We start from the raw sequence: 15,030 nt of genomic DNA on the forward strand, positions 1-15,030 counted from the left end.
GAGGAGGCACCCGGTGACGATCCTGACCGACGCCCGGCTCCTGGCCGGCGCCCTGCGCACCGCCCGGGCGCCGCTGACCGCCGTACTGGTGCTGCTCCTCGTCCTCGGCGCCCTGTTGCCGCCGGCGAGCGCGGTCGCGATGGCCCACCTCGTCGGCCGCATCCAGGCCGCCGTACCCACCGGCGCGGCGCTGTCGGTGCTGGCGCTGCCGCTGCTCGCGTTCGTCCTGGTGCTGCTGCTCGGCCACGTCGTGGACACCGCGGTGGCGCCGCTGGCGTTCCTGGCCACGGCCCGCGTCGACGGCGCCCACCGGGCCCGCGTCGCCGGCCTCGCCGCCGCCGGCGAAACCATTGCCCCGCTCGAGGATCCGCAGGTCCAGGCGCTGATCCGGGCGGCCCGCGCCGATCCGGAGAACTGGACCGAACACACCCCCGGCGCGGGCGCGGTCGCCGGCCTGCGGCTGGCCGGCAACCTCGTCGGCGTCGCCGGTGGCTGCCTGGTCCTGGCCCGCTACGCCGGCTGGCTGGTGCCGCTGCTGTTGCTTCCCGCCGTGGTGAACGGGTTCTTCCGGCAGCGGGACGCGGCCCGGGCGGTCGCGGTCTGGCGGGAGGGGGCCGTCGCCGGGGCCCGCCAGCAGCGGTGGCAGGACGCGGCGACGTCGCCGGCCGAGGGCAAGGACATCCGGATCTACGGCCTCGGCGACTGGCTGACCCGGCGGATCCGGCGGCACGCCCTGGCCGGCGACGCTCCGGTCTGGGCATCGCTGGCCCGGGCGATCCCGCGCGAGGCCGGCCAACTGCTGCTGGTCGGCGTACCCCTGGTAACCGGCTACGCGGTGGTCGCCGCCGGCGCGGCCGGTGCACCGGCGGGACCGGACCGGGTCGTCGCCGCCACCGCGGTACTGGCCGCCGGCGTGGCGATCTTCCAGGCGCTGGGCTGGAGCGAGGACCTGCGGGTGGCGGTCTCGGCGGCCGGATGCCTGCGCGCCACCGTGGACCTCGCCGAGCGGCTGCCCGCCCCGGCCCCGCTCCCGGCGGCGGGCGCGGATCCCGCCACCCCGGTACGCCCCGCCCGGCCGGCGCTCGTCCGCTTCGAAGGGGTCTCGTTCGGCTACCCGAACGCCCGGCGGCCGGTGCTCGACCATCTGGACCTGGAGATCCGGCCCGGTGAACTGCTCGCCGTGGTCGGCCTGAACGGTGCCGGCAAGTCGACCCTGATCAAGCTCCTGGCCGGGCTGTACGAGCCCGACGAGGGCCGGATCACCGCCGACGGCGTCGACATCGCCACCATCGGCGCGACCGCCTGGCGGCGCCGGCTGGCCATCGTCTTCCAGGACTTCGTCCGCTACCACCTGCCGGCCCGCGACAACGTCGTACTCGGTCGCGGCGACCAGCCGCCCGATCCGGCCGTGCTCGACGCCGCCGCCGGCGACGCCGGCCTCGCCCCGGTGCTGGCCCGGCTCCCCGCCGGCTGGGACACCCCGCTGGCCCGCACAGCGACCGGCGGGGTCGACCTCTCCGGCGGCCAGTGGCAGCAGGTCGTGCTCGCCCGCGCCCGCTACGCCGTACGGATGGGTGCCGACCTGCTGGTCCTCGACGAGCCGACCGCGCACCTCGACGTCCGCACCGAGTTCGAGGTCTTCAACCGGCTGGCCACGAACCGGGGCGGGGCGAGCGTGGTGCTGATCTCGCACCGCCTGTCCACGGTCCGCCAGGCCGACCGGATCGTGCTCCTCGACGGCGGCCGGATCACCGAGAGCGGCAGCCACGACGAACTGGTCGCCCGGCGGGGCCGGTACGCCGAACTGTTCGCGATCCAGGCCCGCCGGTTCGCCACCGAACCGGCGACCGGGCCGGCGACCGGGCCGGCGACCGGGCCGGCGACGACGACGGCCGGATCCGGCGCACCGACCGCCACCACGAGCGGCGGCCACGGATGACCGGCCGGCCGGGGACGGACCGCACCGGGTCCATCCGCCGCTACCTGCTCCTGTGGGCCGAACTGCTGGTGGACTCCTGGCGCCGCGCCCCGGTGTTGACCGCCATGCAGTTCGTCATCCCCGCCGGGATGGCGGCCGCGGTCACCGGCGGCGCACTCGCCCTGCGGGCGGCCGTCGATGCCCTGATCGCCGCGGATCCCCCCGCCGCCGTCGTCGCCGCCATCGCGGCGGGGCTGGCCGGCGCGGCGGGCATCGTGCTCGGCGCACTGGACTCGCACACCGCCGGGATCCTCATCGGCAAGGTCGCCGTCCTCGACCTCAACCCGCGCATCCACCGCGCCATCACCACCCTCGACGGCCTCGAACACCTGGAACGGACCGACTTCCAGGACCGGCTCACCCTGCTCCGCAACGCCGGCTGGGAGATCGTCCTGAGCCTGTGGTCCGCCAACGGCGTCCTGTTCGCCGTACTCGAACTCACCGTCATGCTGCTCCTGCTCGGCACGGTGAACCCGTGGCTGCTGTGCCTGCTGGCGTTCGCCGCCGTACCGCTGTGGTTCGACCAGCGCGGCAACAACGCCGTCATCCGGGCCGACCTCGCCACCGCCGAACCGATCCGTCGCCAGCGGCACCTGTTCGACCTGGCCACCGACCCCGCCAGCGGCAAGGAGATCCGCGTCGCGGGTACGGGCGACGAGATTGCCCGCCGCCAGGCCGGCGCCTGGGACGAGGCGATGCGCCAACGGTTCCGGGCCCGGCTGGTCGCCGCCGGCTGGCGGACGACCGGCTGGCTGCTGTTCACCGCCGGCTTCGGCGCCGCCCTGGCCCTGGTCGTGCACCAGGCCGCCAACGGCACCGGTTCCGCCGGCGACCTCGTGCTCGCCGTCACCGTCGCCGCCGCGCTGCGGCAGTCGGTGTCGACCGGGGTCCACTACACCACCAACGTCGCCAGCGCCGGCCGCGTGATCGAACCGTACCTGTGGCTGCGTGACTACGTACGCGCCAACCGGGACCGGACCGGGGCGACGACGCCCGCACCGGCCCGGCTGGCCCACGGGATCACCCTCGACCGGGTCGGCTACCGCTATCCGGGCGCGACCGGCCCGGCGCTGGCCGAGGTCAGCGTGCACCTGCCGGCCGGGTCGGTGGTCGCCCTGGTCGGCGAGTACGGCTCCGGCAAGACCACCCTCGTCAAGCTCCTCGGCAAGCTCTACCGGCCGGACAGCGGACGGATCCTCGTCGACGGGATACCGCTCGACGAGTTGGAGACCGCGGCCTGGCGCACCCGGATCAGCGCCACGTTCCAGGACTTCGGCCGGTTCCCGACCCGGTTCGGCGAGAACGTCGGCGTCGGCGACCTGCCGCACCGCACCGACCGGGAACGGATCGCGGCGGCGGTACGGGAGGCCGACGCGACCGGTCTGGTCGACCGGCTGCCGGACGGTCTCGACACCGAACTCGACGCGTCCTTCGGCGGCACCGACCTGTCCGAGGGGCAGTGGCAGAAGACCGCCCTGGCCCGGGCCGCGATGCGCCCGCGACCGCTGCTGTTCCTGCTCGACGAACCGACCGCGTCCCTCGACGCCCCGAGCGAGCAGGAGATCTTCGACCGGCAGATGGAACGCTCCCGCCGCCGCGCCGCCGAGACCGGTGCCGTCACGGTCATCGTCTCGCACCGGTTCTCCACCGTCACCGGTGCGGACCTCATCCTCACCCTGCACCACGGCCGGCTCGTCGAGGCGGGCAGCCACCGGGAGCTGACGGCCATCCCCGACGGCCGGTACGCCACGCTCTACCGGATGCAGGCCGAGGCGTACACCCGGCGGGGCCGGCCGGCGGGCGCGGACGACTGATGCACGGCGGCTTCCGGGCCACCGACCATGGTTATGATCGCGCGAAATCGTCCGAAGGGCAGGAGCGCGGATGCGGGTCGGGATCTCCGGGACGCACGGGACCGGGAAGACGACGCTGGTCGAGGCGCTGTGCGCGCACCTGCCGGGTCACGTCGCGGCGGACGAGCCGTACTACCTGCTCGAGGAGGAGGGATACGAGTTCCAGTTCCCGCCTTCGCCGGAGGACTACCGGGCGTTGCTGACCCGCTCGGTACGGAGTCTGTGCTCGCCGCCGGCACCCTCGGGAACGATCTTCGACCGGACCCCGCTGGACTACCTCGCATACCTGGCCGCGACCGGCGCGGACCCCGCGGAGGAGGGCGACGCCGCGCTGCTCCGCCCGGCGTTCGCGAGTCTCGATCTGCTCGTCGTCACGGTGATCACGCCCGAGACGGAGCGGGTCATGCCGGCGGCGGAGCTGCCCGGCCTTCGTAGCCGGATGAATGACGCGCTGCTGGAACTGGCCTACGACGACCCGCTGAACGCCTGGGAGGACACCCCGGTGCTGGAGCTGAGCGGACCGCTCGACGGCCGGCTGGGCACGGTCCTCGCCGCCCTGGAGCAGACCCGGCACGGCTAGGCCCCGCGGCGAGGTCGCCGTGGGACGCCCTCGCGGGGCCGGCCGCCGTGACGGTGCACCGGACGGCCGACCCCTTTGGGCGGGCGGGGGCCTGCGCGGCCCCGGATGTTCCCTTGCTGCCGGTGCCGGGTCAGCGCAGGGTGTCGATGTCGATGACGAACCGGTACCGCACGTCCGAGGCGAGCACCCGCTCGTACGCCTCGTTCACCGCGTCGGCGCTGATGATCTCGACCTCGGGCGCGATGCCGCGCTCGGCGCAGAAGTCGAGCATCTCCTGGGTCTCGGCGATGCTGCCGATGCTGGAGCCGGCGAACGAGCGGCGGTTGGCGAACAGCGTGAACACGGGCACCGGCAGCGGCTGCGGCGGGGCGCCCACGCTGACCAGGGTGCCGTCCAGGCGGAGCAGGCTCAGGTAGGCGGCCATGTCGATCGGCGCGCTGACGGTGTTGATGATCAGGTCGAAGCTGTTCCTCAGCGCCTCGAAGGTCGCCGGGTCGTTGGTGGCGTGGTAGTGCCCGGCGCCGAAGGCGAGGCCGTCGTCCTTCTTGCCCAGCGTCTGCGACAGCACGGTGACCTCGGCGCCCATCGCGGCGGCGATCTTGACGGCCAGGTGACCCAGGCCGCCGAGGCCGACCACGGCGACCTTCTTGCCCGGACCGGCGTTCCAGTGCGCCAGCGGCGAGTACGTGGTGATGCCCGCGCACAGCAGCGGGGCGGCGGTCTCGTACGGGATGTTCTCCGGCACCCGCAGCACGAAGTCCTCGTCGACGACGACGTGCGTGGAGTACCCGCCCTGGGTGACGGTGCCGTCGCGGTCGACGCCGGCGTACGTCTGGGTGTTGCCCTTCAGGCAGTACTGCTCCTGCCCGGCGCGGCAGTTGTCGCACTCCCGGCAGGAGTTGACCATGCAGCCGACGCCGACCCGGTCGCCGACGGCATGCCGGGTGACCTCGGCGCCGACCTGCGCGACCCGCCCGACGATCTCGTGGCCGACGGTGAGCGGGTACGGCACGGCGCCCCACTCTCCGCGGACGGTGTGGATGTCGGAGTGGCAGATGCCGGCGTAGCGGATCTCGATGAGGACGTCGCGCGGCCCGACGTCGCGCCGCTCGATCGTGGTGCGCACGAGCGGTTCGGTGGCCGAGGTCGCGGCGATGGCGTTGACGAGGCGGGTGTTGACGGTGGAAATGGTGTTCCTCCAGTTACATGGTGATGACCGGTCGGTCTTAGCTGATCACAGGTGCGGTGGTGCGGCCAGTTCAGTGGGGACCCGGATCCTCATCCAAGGAAACCGCGCCGGGCGTTCGGGCGGGAGTCTCTGTTGAGAGGTGTACCGGCAGTACATCCCAGTTCAGCGAGGTGCGTCGTACGGTCGGGGATGTGAACAACCGAGTCGAAGTGCACGAGTTCCTCACCTCGCGCCGCGCCAAGATCACCCCGGAACGGGCCGGGATCCCGGACACCGGGCGGCGCCGCGTACCCGGGCTGCGCCGCGGCGAGGTCGCCGCGCTGGCCGGGGTGAGCGTGGAGTACTACGCCAAGCTCGAGCGCGGCTCGCTGGCCGGGGTCTCGGCCGGTGTGCTCGAGGCGATCGCCCGCGCCCTGCAACTCGACGACGCCGAACGCGCCCACCTGTCGCGCCTGGCGCAGGAGGCCAACGGCAGCAACGCGCTGCTGCGGACGAGTCGACGCCCGAAGCGGCGGACCGTGCGGCCCAGCCTGCAGTGGTCGCTGGACGCCATCACCACTCCGGCGATCGTGGTGAACAACCGGTCGGATCTGCTCGCCGCGAACCTGCTCGGCCGGGCCATGCACAGCGACTTCTACACCGACCCCACCGCGGCGCCGAACTTCGCCCGGTTCACGTTCCTCGACAGCGCCGCCCGGCGCTTCTACCCCGACTGGGACCTGTTCGCCGACATGACGGTGGCCAACCTGCGCACCGCGGCCGGGATAGACCCCCATGACAAGGGCCTGCACGACCTGGTCGGCGAGTTGTCCACCCGCAGCGACGACTTCCGCCGCCGCTGGGGCGCGCACAACGTGCGCATCCACGGCACCGGCGTCAAGCACTTCCACCACCACATCGTGGGCGACCTCGCGCTGGCCTACGAGAGCATGGAACTGCGTGCCGAACCGGACCTCACCATGACCATCTACGCCGCCGAACCCGACTCGTCGACCGCGCACGCGCTCACGCTCCTCGCCTCCTGGGCCGCCAGCGCCAGCGACGCCAGCCTCTCGGCGTCGGATCGTTAGGGTCACCGTGCGTCGACGGTGGCCCTAGCCTTCGATGACGCCTCCCGGCGGGATCGGCAACACGTACGCCTGGCCGGGGGCTGTGGCGATCTCAAGCCGGATCTGCCACGGATGCTTCGTGGCCACCTCGACTATGCCGCCCGTGGGGATCGGCCCCACGTTTTTCGTTTCGCCTTCGGCGGTTCGAATGGTGACCTCGTGGCTTCCCGTCGCCGCGACGACGACGAAGGTGCGACCGCTCGGCTGCCGTCTGATCGCGGCGAATCCGAGGCCAGCCGGCCTCATCCCCGGGCACATGGAGTCATCTGCCGTACAGCCGAGGTCGTAGGAGATGTAGTCGACCGCGCGGTGGAACATCCCAGGGCCGCGGGCCATCCACACCTCGGCGGCGCGTCCGCCGACGTGTGCTTCGTCTGGCCGCGCGTCCCGTCGAAGGACGGCGACCGTCTCGTCGCCCGCAGCGCCGACCACGAGTAGCCGATCGGTCGCGAACTCCGCACCGACACTCTGCCGCAGGCGCCTCACCAGGTCACCCGTCAGATCACCCGTGGGGGTCCCCGCCACCCCGTGACCTGACGGGAACCCGCCCGGTTCGGAGGGCCGCACCGCGTAGCCGACACCGACCGCGACGATGATGGCTGCGGTCGCAGCCGCGGCCGACGGCGCCCAGCGGCGTCGGGCCCGAGCTTCGCCGCGCGTGACGACGCGCTCCACGAATCCTGGCGGCAGTTCGCCCGACCCGGCGGCCCGATCAAGCAGGTGCGACATGTCCCGTTCGCTCATCCGATTCACCCCTCGCCACGCCTGCTGCCGGTTTTCAGGTGATCCACCTGTAGGGCGGCACGGAGTCGCTGCAGCCCTCTGGAGGCCTGGCTCTTGACCGAGCCCGTCGAACAACCCAACTCGGCCGCCGTGTCCTGCTCACTGAATCCCAGCCAGTACCGCAGCACCACCACGGACCGCATGCGTGGCGGAAGTGAACTGAGCGCGGCGAGGATCACTTGTCGATCATCCGCGCGCGCGACCGCATCTTCCGGCTCCGACATCTCCCCCGGATAGGGCACCCGGCGTCGACTCCACGGCGACCGCCACCAGCTGATCACACTGTTGCTCAGGGCACGTCGCAGATAGGCCTCCGGGTTGTCCGTACTCACCCGACCCCACCGCGGATACGCGCGTGCCAGTACATCCTGTAGCAGGTCTTCGGCGTTCGCGGCGTTCCCGCACAGCAGGGTTGCGTACCGGAGCAGACCTGGCCCACTCGTCCGGACGAACACCTCGAAGCTGTCAGGCAACGCTTCATCCTCCACATACAGCCAACGCGTTTGCGGGTCGAATGGTTGAGCGGCAGCCTGGCGCGTTCTCCGCCCACGCTTTGGCGAGGATCAGGTCGCAGCGGCGTAGCCGGTCGGCGACGGCGGTGTAGAAGGCCGGCTCGCCGATGTGCACCATCGGGAACACGTCGAACCGCAGCGGGGTGTCACGCCGGGTCAGCCGCAGCACGCTGGCGCGGACCCCGAGCATGCCCACCTCGATGATCTGCATGCCACCACTGTGCGGGCCCACCGCACGTCGGTCAGGAACCGTCAGGGTGTTCCACGAGGTCTCCGGCTCGCTGGGCCGCCCGCCGGGTACAGCCCGACCGGACCCCGCCGGAGGGTGTTGTTGATCCCGGGTTCCGGTTCCGTACACGTGGGGGTGCTAGCGTCCGGCCGGCGCGGGCAGGGCGCGGCATCCTGGCCGCCGGGGTCCACCCGGCGCCTGCGGTGTTCCCGGCCCGCCCTGTCGGCGTCGGCCCGGTCGACCATGGGTTCACCGGCCGGCATTCCCTCGTAGGTCGGGTCTGGTGTCCAGTGAGTCGTACTCCCCGCGTACTCCGTAACGACTGGTCGTCGGTGACCCCGCCCGGCCTGGACGGATGGCGGCCGGAGCTGACGGTGAGCGTGGTCATCCCCGCCTTCCAGTGCCAGCCCACGCTCGACCTGACCCTGGCGTCGCTCAGCCGGCAGACCTACCCCGCCGACCTGCTCGAGGTCGTCGTCGTGGACGACGGGTCCGATCCACCGCTGGCCCTGCCCCCGATCCGGCCCGAGCGGACGGTGCTGTTGCGGGCCGAGTCCGGCTGGGGGCGGGCGAACGCGCTGCGCCTCGGCGCGGCGCACAGCAGCGGGCAGATCCTCCACTGGCTCGACGCGGACATGGTGGTGTATCCGGAGCACGTCGCGGCCCAGGCCCGGTGGCAGCACGTGCTGCCCTACGCGGTGACACTCGGCTACAAACGGTTCGTCGACCCGGACGTGGACGGGCCGTGGCCGTCGCCGCGGGTGGTCGACGAGGCGGCGGGCCGGGGGGCGCTCGGGGACCTGTTCGGTGGGCGCACCGGCGAGCCCCACGTCTACGTCGAGCGTTACGTCGCGCAGACGGACCAGCTCCGGACCGCCGACCACCACGCGTTCAAGATCCATGTCGGGGCCACCGCCGCGCTGCGCCGCGAGTTGTACGACGCCGCGGGCGGCCTCGACCCGCGGCTGCGCCTGGGCGAGGACACCGAACTCGGCTACCGGCTGGCCCAGGCCGGCGCGGTGTTCGTACCGGAACCACAGGCCCGCAGCTGGCATCTCGGGCGCACGCACGTCATGAAGGCACGCGAGCAGGTCGCCCGCTACAACCGTCCGTTCCTGGCCGACCGCATCCCGTTCCCCCGCAACTGGCGCAAGGTCGGCGGACCGACCTGGACCGTTCCGCTGGTCGAGGTGGTGGTCGCGGTCGAGGACGAGCCGCTGGAGCGGGTACGGGCGGCCGTCGACTCCGTTCTGCGCGGCGCGGAGCACGACGTCCGGGTCAACCTCGTCGGCCCGTGGGACCGGCTCGACGACTCGCGGGTGCGGGTGCTGGCCGACCCGTTGCTCGACCTGCGGCTGATCGCCGCCACCTATCACGGCGAACCCCGCGTCCGGCTGGTCACCGAACGGCCCACGTCGGCGTTCCCGGCGCCGTACCTCCTCGAACTGCCGGCCGCGTACGGCCTGGCGCCGGACGCCCTGCGGCACCTGGTCGATCTCGCCGACCGCCACCAGGTCGGTCTGGTCCGCGTCGGCCCACCCCGGGGCGACGGGCCGGGGGCGCCCGTCATGCTGTGGCGGACCGCCGCGCTCGGGCGGGCGCGGTGGGTACGGGCCGACGGTGAGTCGCTGTTCGACGCGGTCGACTCGGTGTACGGCCACCGGGACGTCACCGCCACGGAGGTCGGCGTCACCGACCTGTCCGGTCCCGAGCCCGGGCAGCCCGGTGCCGGCGGTGCGACCGCCGGCAGGCGGCCCGTTCTGGTGCCGTCGACCGTCGAGGTGGAGGGGGTGCGGTCGCTGGCCAGGGCAACCGTCGTGGTCGCCTGGCTGGCGGGGCGGCGGCTCAAGACCGTGCTGCGCGCCCCGGTCCGGGCCACCCGCCGACGCGCCGACGGCTGACCGGCCGAGCGGCCGACGTCCCGACGGCTACGCCGCCGGGACGCCCTCCGCCATCTCGGGCCGGCCGGCCGGCGACCGGCCGCGCCGCTTGAGGATCAGGTCCCGCACGCTGCGCCGGAGCTGCGGCGGGATCAGCCAGACCTGAAGGAAGGTCACGTAGTCGAGCGGTCCGGGCCGCCCGTGCCGGCGGGCCTCCCGCAGCAGCGTCCGGAACACGCGCGGGCTGCGGGTGTGCGCCGCCATCGAACTGACCACGCTCATCGTGATGGCCGCGTACGCCCGTGGCGTGAGCAGCGGCCGGCTGCGCCGCAGCCATTCCAGTTGCTCGTTCCACGGTGAACTCAGGCTGATCCGCGGCCGGTTCTCGTCCTGGTGCCAGATGACCAGCGGCTCGTCGGCGAACACGAGGTCGACGTCGTCGTGGTCGAGCGCCCGCAGGGTCCAGTCGAGTTCCTGCATCCGGGGCACCGCGGGATCGAACGGTACCCGGCGCAGCAGTTCGGTCGGAGCCATGATCGTGGACGTCTGGATGAATCCGTCGCCGTGGAACAACCCGCGCCGCACCGTCAGGTACTCGCTCAACGGCTCACCGTCCGCCGGCAGCCGGCGGGGTATGACGAACTCCCCGCGAGGTGTGCGGTTCACCAGCCGGCTCGCGACGATCGGCAGCGGAACCCGCGTCCGCCCGGCGAGGTCGAACTGCACGGCGAGCTTGTGGGCGAGCCACTCGTCGTCGTCGTCGAGCAGGGCGGTCCAGGGCGCCCGGGCCACCCGTACGCCCTCGTTGCGGGCGTACGGCGCACCCCCCTGTGCGGCCAGTTCGACCACCCGGAGCCGGGCATCGGTGATCGCCGCGAGCGCGGCACCGGTCTCCCCGTCGGGCCCGTCGACCACGACGATGACCTCGATGTTCCCGAGGGTCTGCGCGAGTACACTGTGGACCGCGCGAGTCACCAGTGCCGGCCGGCCCCGGGTCGGGATGACCACGCTGACGTCAGGTGTAGAAGACATTTCGGACCCGCTATCAGTTCGAAAGACGAGGCATGCAAGGTCGAGCCCGTCCGGCACTGTCGGGCGAGGTGCCGTCGCGGTCGGGCAGGGCGGACGCTATGCGCCCTGGGCGGCCACCGGGTGAAGCCGAGATGGGGAACGGTCGTACAACTGGTCAGCAACAATCAATGCCGCACGGCGGTGTCCCGGAAACGCGTCGCGGGATCGCCAGGTTTGCCGGCTTACGGCCAGGGAAGCCGCCGCCATGCGGATCGGATACAAGCTCGCGGCCGAGGGATTCGGCCCGAAGGAACTCATCCGGCAGGCGATCCGTGCCGAACAGGCCGGTTTCGACTTCGTCGAGATCAGCGACCACTACCACCCCTGGCTGGACGTGCAGGGGCATTCGCCGTTCGCCTGGAACGTCCTCAGCGCGATCGCGCCCCAGACCACGACACTGGGGCTGGCGACCGGGGTCACCTGCCCCAGCATCCGATATCACCCGGCCATCGTGGCCCAGGCGGCGGCCACCCTCCAGATCATCTCCGACAACCGGTTCACCCTCGGCATCGGCGCCGGTGAGCGGCTAAACGAGCACGTGGTCGGCACCGGCGTCCCCAGCGTGCACGGCCGGCACGAGCGGCTCGGCGAGGCGCTGGACATCATCAACCTGCTCTGGAAGGGCGGCTACCGGTCGTACGAGGGCAAGCACCTGCGGCTGGAGGACGCGCGGATCTTCGACCTGCCCGAACAGCTGCCCGTCGTCGCGGTCGCCGCCGGCGGAAAGAACGCCGCGACGCTGGCCGCCACCCACGGCAGCGGGATGTTCGCCACCGAGCCACGCGGCGACCTGGTCGGGACGTACACGGCCGCGGGCGGCGCCGGACCGCGCTACGCCGAGGTGCCGGTGGCGTGGGCGGCCACCGAGGACGAGGCCGTGCGGGAGGCGCTGCGGACCTCGCGGTGGGCGGTGCTCGGCTGGAAGGTGATGAGCGAGCTGCCCAATCCGGTCAACTTCGACGCGGCCTCGCGGCCGGTCACCGCCGACGACATCCGCGCGCAGTTCGCCGTCGGGCCGGCCCCGGAGCCGTACGTCGAGGCGGTGAAGAAGTTCACCGACGCGGGCTTCGACCACATCGTGTTGCAGAACGCCGGCCCGGATCCGGACGGCTTCCTCGACTTCTTCGCGCGTGAACTCCGGGGCCGTCTCACCTAGGCGGCCCCGCCCGGCTCGCGGCGCGGGTGCCGGCGAGGTCGGGGTGCCGGCGAGGTTCGGGAACGTGATTCCGGGTAGCAGATCTCCGACGGCGGCGACTCGGAGGTGCACCGGCATGAAGGCTCTGACCTGGCAGGGTAAGCGGGATGTCCGGGTGAGCGACGTCCCGGATCCGCGTATCGAGGAGCCCACCGACGCCGTCGTACGCGTGACGTCCACCGCGATCTGCGGCTCCGACCTGCACCTGTACGAGGTGCTCGGGGCGTATCTGAAGCCCGGCGACATCCTCGGGCACGAGGCGATGGGCATCGTGGAGGAGGTGGGGCCGGGGGTGGACCGGCTCCGGCCGGGCGACCGGGTCGTCGTACCGTTCAACATCGCGTGCGGTTCGTGCTGGATGTGCGAGCGCCAACTGTTCGCCCAGTGCGAGACGACCCAGGTCCGGTCCGCGGGCAAGGGAGCCGCGCTGTTCGGCTACACCTCCTTGTACGGGTCGGTGCCCGGCGGGCAGGCCGAATACCTCCGGGTTCCGCAGGCACAGTTCGGTCCGGTGAAGGTGCCGCCCGGCGGCGCGGACGAGCGCTACCTGTACCTGTCCGACATCCTGCCGACGGCATGGCAGGCGGTGCGGTACGCAGATGTACCGCCCGGCGGCAGCCTCGCCGTCTTCGGTCTCGGGCCGGTCGGGCAGTTCTGCGCCCGGGTGGGTCGGCACCTCGGCGCCGGGCGGGTCATCGGGCTGGATCTGGTGCCGGAGCGGTTGGCGATGGCCCGCCGCCATGGTGTCGAGGTCGTCGACGTGACCGGCCTCGACGACGTTCCCGGGGCACTGATCGACATGGTCGACGGAAGGGGCCCGGACGCGGTGATCGACGCGGTCGGCATGGAGGCGCACGGTTCGCCGTGGGGCAAGGCCGCCCAGGCCGCGGTCGGGCTGCTGCCGGACCGGGTGGCGCAGTCGATGACCGACCGGTTCGGGGTCGACCGGCTCAGCGTCCTGCACGCCGCGGTGAAGGCGGTCCGGCGGGGCGGCACGGTCTCGCTCTCCGGCGTCTACGGCGGTGAGGTCGACCCGATGCCGCTGATGGAGATGTTCGACCGGGGCGTCCAGGTGCGGATGGGGCAGGCACACGTCCGCCGGTGGACCGAGGAGATCCTGCCGGTCCTCGCGCGGGACGCCGACCCGCTCGGGGTGGAGGACCTGCGGACCCACCGGCTGCCGCTGGAGCGCGCCGCCGAGGGCTACGAGATCTTCCAGAAGAAGACGGACGGCTGTGTGAAGGTCGTGCTCGCGCCGTAGCTAGAGGATGGGCTTGCCGCCGGTCACCGGGATCATCGCTCCGGAGATGTAGCTGGCCTCGTCGGAGGCGAGCAGCACGTAGGCCGGGGCGACCTCCTTCGGCTGTCCGGGGCGGCCGAGCGGACCGTTGCGGCCGAACTGTTCGACCTGCTCCGGCGGCATCGTGGACGGGATGAGCGGGGTCCAGATCGGGCCCGGGGCGACGCTGTTGACCCGGATTCCCCGCTCACCGAGCATCTGGGCCAGCCCCGCGGTGAAGTTGGCGATCGCGCCCTTGGTCGTGGCGTACGGCAGCAGGGTGGGGCGGGGCATGTCCGAGTTGATCGAACTCGTGTTGATGATCGACGCGCCGGGGCCCAGGTGTGGAAGCGCGGCGTGGACCAGCCGGAACATCGAGGTGATGTTGACGTCGAAGGTGTGCTGCCACTCGTGGTCGGTGATCTCCTCGATGGTCTCGTGGGTCATCTGGTAGGCCGCGTTGTTGACCAGCACGTCGATGCCGCCCAGTTCCTCGACGGCCCGGGCGATGACGTTCCGGCAGTGTGCCGGGTCGGCGAGGTCGCCGGGCACCGGCACCGCCCGCCGGCCGGCCCGCTCGACGAGCTTCGCGGTGCTCTCGGCGTCGTCGTGTTCGTCGAGGTAGGAGATCAGCACGTCGGCGCCCTCGCGGGCGAAGGCGATCGCGACCGCGCGGCCGATGCCACTGTCGCCGCCGGTCACGATCGCCCTCTTGTCCCGCAGGCGTCCCGAGCCCTGATAGGAGTCCTCGCCGTGGTCGGGCTTGTGCCGCATGGCGGCCAGGGTGCCCGGTGGCTGTTGCCGGTCCTCGAACTGCTGTTGCCCGCTCATGTCACGGTTCCTTCCCGCCGTCCGGTGGGGCCGTGACGCACGCCGGGTGCCGGGCGGTCAGGCCTTCGCCGAGGTGAGTGCCAGAGGGTCGGCCGGCGCCTTCGACCTGGCGGCGGTCATCTGCTCGCCGAGTTCGACGAGGCGGTTACGACCGAGGTTCTTGCGAACCTCCGGAAACCACTCCTTCTCCTCTTCCTCCACGTGGTGCCGCACGTTCTCGATCAGCACGGTGACCTTGGCGTCGAAGGTCTCGTCACCCGGGTCGAGGTCACGCAACTCCGACAGCAGCCAGGCGACCACGTGATGTTCCTCCACCGATTCCAGCACGTGCTCGGTCGTGTCGGGTGCCTCTTCGCGGACCGCCGGGTAGAAGATGGTCTCCTCGATGAACGCGTGTGTCGTCAACTCCTTGATCATGTTGTCGACCAGGGCACGCTTCGCCTTCGGCGTGGCATCCTTGTGCGTCTTCTCGAACTTCTTGAACAGGTCCTCGACCGTCTTGTGGTCTTCACGCAGCATCACGATGCCGTCCATGTCGATC

14 protein-coding genes are annotated in these 15,030 nt (G+C 72.1%); 7 read left to right on the forward strand and 7 right to left on the reverse strand.

Annotation, left to right across the window (positions count from 1 at the left end; all coding sequences use genetic code 11):
• Window positions 1-13 precede the first annotated feature (13 nt).
• The 3 genes from QCD66_RS23245 (at window position 14) to QCD66_RS23255 (ending at window position 4,411) form a co-directional block, all read left to right on the forward strand.
• A complete protein-coding gene (locus tag QCD66_RS23245) occupies window positions 14-1,939 on the forward strand; it encodes an ATP-binding cassette domain-containing protein (protein WP_375735419.1) in 1,926 nt (641 codons plus the stop codon).
• Window positions 1,936-3,792, forward strand: a complete 1,857-nt coding sequence (locus QCD66_RS23250; protein ID WP_375735420.1) for an ATP-binding cassette domain-containing protein — start codon at window positions 1,936-1,938, stop codon at window positions 3,790-3,792. The genes QCD66_RS23245 and QCD66_RS23250 overlap by 4 nt, the downstream gene beginning before the upstream one ends.
• Window positions 3,793-3,862: 70 nt before the next feature.
• Window positions 3,863-4,411, forward strand: a complete 549-nt coding sequence (locus QCD66_RS23255) for an AAA family ATPase (protein ID WP_375735421.1) — start codon at window positions 3,863-3,865, stop codon at window positions 4,409-4,411.
• Window positions 4,412-4,541: 130 nt separating this feature from the next.
• Here QCD66_RS23255 and QCD66_RS23260 read toward each other — a convergent pair whose 3' ends face one another.
• Complete coding sequence (locus tag QCD66_RS23260) at window positions 4,542-5,537, reverse strand: NAD(P)-dependent alcohol dehydrogenase (RefSeq protein WP_375735422.1); 996 nt, start codon at window positions 5,535-5,537, stop codon at window positions 4,542-4,544.
• Between the two features lie 254 nt (window positions 5,538-5,791).
• Here QCD66_RS23260 and QCD66_RS23265 point away from each other — a divergent pair, with 254 nt between their 5' ends.
• Entirely contained in the window at window positions 5,792-6,670 is an 879-nt protein-coding gene (locus QCD66_RS23265) for a helix-turn-helix transcriptional regulator (protein WP_364212621.1), read from the forward strand.
• A gap of 24 nt (window positions 6,671-6,694) precedes the next feature.
• Here the strand turns inward: QCD66_RS23265 and QCD66_RS23270 are convergent, their stop codons facing one another.
• The 3 genes from QCD66_RS23270 to QCD66_RS23280 are packed head-to-tail and all read right to left on the reverse strand — an operon-like array spanning window position 6,695 to window position 8,215.
• Window positions 6,695-7,453, reverse strand: coding sequence for a hypothetical protein (locus tag QCD66_RS23270; protein ID WP_375735423.1), 759 nt, complete (start codon window positions 7,451-7,453; stop codon window positions 6,695-6,697).
• A 5-nt stretch (window positions 7,454-7,458) separates the two neighbouring features.
• Window positions 7,459-7,965 (reverse strand): SigE family RNA polymerase sigma factor, encoded by a 507-nt coding sequence (locus tag QCD66_RS23275; protein ID WP_375735424.1) that lies wholly within the window; start codon window positions 7,963-7,965, stop codon window positions 7,459-7,461.
• A gap of 4 nt (window positions 7,966-7,969) precedes the next feature.
• Window positions 7,970-8,215: a hypothetical protein gene (locus tag QCD66_RS23280; RefSeq protein ID WP_375735425.1), complete on the reverse strand. Its 246-nt coding sequence runs from the start codon at window positions 8,213-8,215 to the stop codon at window positions 7,970-7,972.
• Between the two features lie 308 nt (window positions 8,216-8,523).
• On the opposite strand from QCD66_RS23280, the gene QCD66_RS23285 reads away from it, so the two are divergent.
• Window positions 8,524-10,134 carry a glycosyltransferase gene (locus QCD66_RS23285; RefSeq protein WP_375735426.1) on the forward strand — a complete coding sequence of 537 codons (1,611 nt, stop codon included), beginning with the start codon at window positions 8,524-8,526 and terminating at the stop codon, window positions 10,132-10,134.
• Window positions 10,135-10,161: 27 nt separating this feature from the next.
• Here QCD66_RS23285 and QCD66_RS23290 read toward each other — a convergent pair whose 3' ends face one another.
• Window positions 10,162-11,145, reverse strand: a complete 984-nt coding sequence (locus tag QCD66_RS23290) for a glycosyltransferase family 2 protein (protein WP_375735427.1) — start codon at window positions 11,143-11,145, stop codon at window positions 10,162-10,164.
• A gap of 244 nt (window positions 11,146-11,389) precedes the next feature.
• Between QCD66_RS23290 and QCD66_RS23295 the strand changes: the two genes are divergently transcribed.
• Window positions 11,390-12,340, forward strand: coding sequence for a TIGR03557 family F420-dependent LLM class oxidoreductase (locus QCD66_RS23295; protein ID WP_375735428.1), 951 nt, complete (start codon window positions 11,390-11,392; stop codon window positions 12,338-12,340).
• 115 nt (window positions 12,341-12,455) lie between these two features.
• Entirely contained in the window at window positions 12,456-13,640 is a 1,185-nt protein-coding gene (locus QCD66_RS23300; RefSeq protein ID WP_375735429.1) for a zinc-dependent alcohol dehydrogenase, read from the forward strand.
• Here QCD66_RS23300 and QCD66_RS23305 read toward each other — a convergent pair whose 3' ends face one another.
• The gene (locus QCD66_RS23305) at window positions 13,641-14,489 is read right to left on the reverse strand and encodes an SDR family oxidoreductase (RefSeq protein WP_364212639.1); all 849 of its coding nucleotides are present in this window, start codon (window positions 14,487-14,489) and stop codon (window positions 13,641-13,643) included.
• Between the two features lie 57 nt (window positions 14,490-14,546).
• Complete coding sequence (locus tag QCD66_RS23310; RefSeq protein ID WP_364212641.1) at window positions 14,547-15,023, reverse strand: hemerythrin domain-containing protein; 477 nt, start codon at window positions 15,021-15,023, stop codon at window positions 14,547-14,549.
• Between the last annotated feature and the right edge of the window lie 7 nt (window positions 15,024-15,030).

Source organism: Polymorphospora sp. A560, assembly GCF_045781765.1.
In the GTDB taxonomy this organism is placed as follows: Bacteria; Actinomycetota; Actinomycetes; order Mycobacteriales; family Micromonosporaceae; genus Polymorphospora; species Polymorphospora lycopeni.

What these genes read in the sequence shown, in the direction of transcription:
- QCD66_RS23305 (WP_364212639.1), bottom strand. Translation starts at nt 14,489, where the DNA reads ATGAGCGGGCAACAGCAGTTCGAGGACCGGCAACAGCCACCGGGCACC.
- QCD66_RS23250 (WP_375735420.1), top strand. Translation starts at nt 1,936, where the DNA reads ATGACCGGCCGGCCGGGGACGGACCGCACCGGGTCCATCCGCCGCTAC.
- QCD66_RS23300 (WP_375735429.1), top strand. Translation starts at nt 12,456, where the DNA reads ATGAAGGCTCTGACCTGGCAGGGTAAGCGGGATGTCCGGGTGAGCGAC.
- QCD66_RS23295 (WP_375735428.1), top strand. Translation starts at nt 11,390, where the DNA reads ATGCGGATCGGATACAAGCTCGCGGCCGAGGGATTCGGCCCGAAGGAA.
- QCD66_RS23310 (WP_364212641.1), bottom strand. Translation starts at nt 15,023, where the DNA reads ATGGACGGCATCGTGATGCTGCGTGAAGACCACAAGACGGTCGAGGAC.
- QCD66_RS23290 (WP_375735427.1), bottom strand. Translation starts at nt 11,145, where the DNA reads ATGTCTTCTACACCTGACGTCAGCGTGGTCATCCCGACCCGGGGCCGG.
- QCD66_RS23255 (WP_375735421.1), top strand. Translation starts at nt 3,863, where the DNA reads ATGCGGGTCGGGATCTCCGGGACGCACGGGACCGGGAAGACGACGCTG.
- QCD66_RS23270 (WP_375735423.1), bottom strand. Translation starts at nt 7,453, where the DNA reads ATGAGCGAACGGGACATGTCGCACCTGCTTGATCGGGCCGCCGGGTCG.
- QCD66_RS23280 (WP_375735425.1), bottom strand. Translation starts at nt 8,215, where the DNA reads ATGCAGATCATCGAGGTGGGCATGCTCGGGGTCCGCGCCAGCGTGCTG.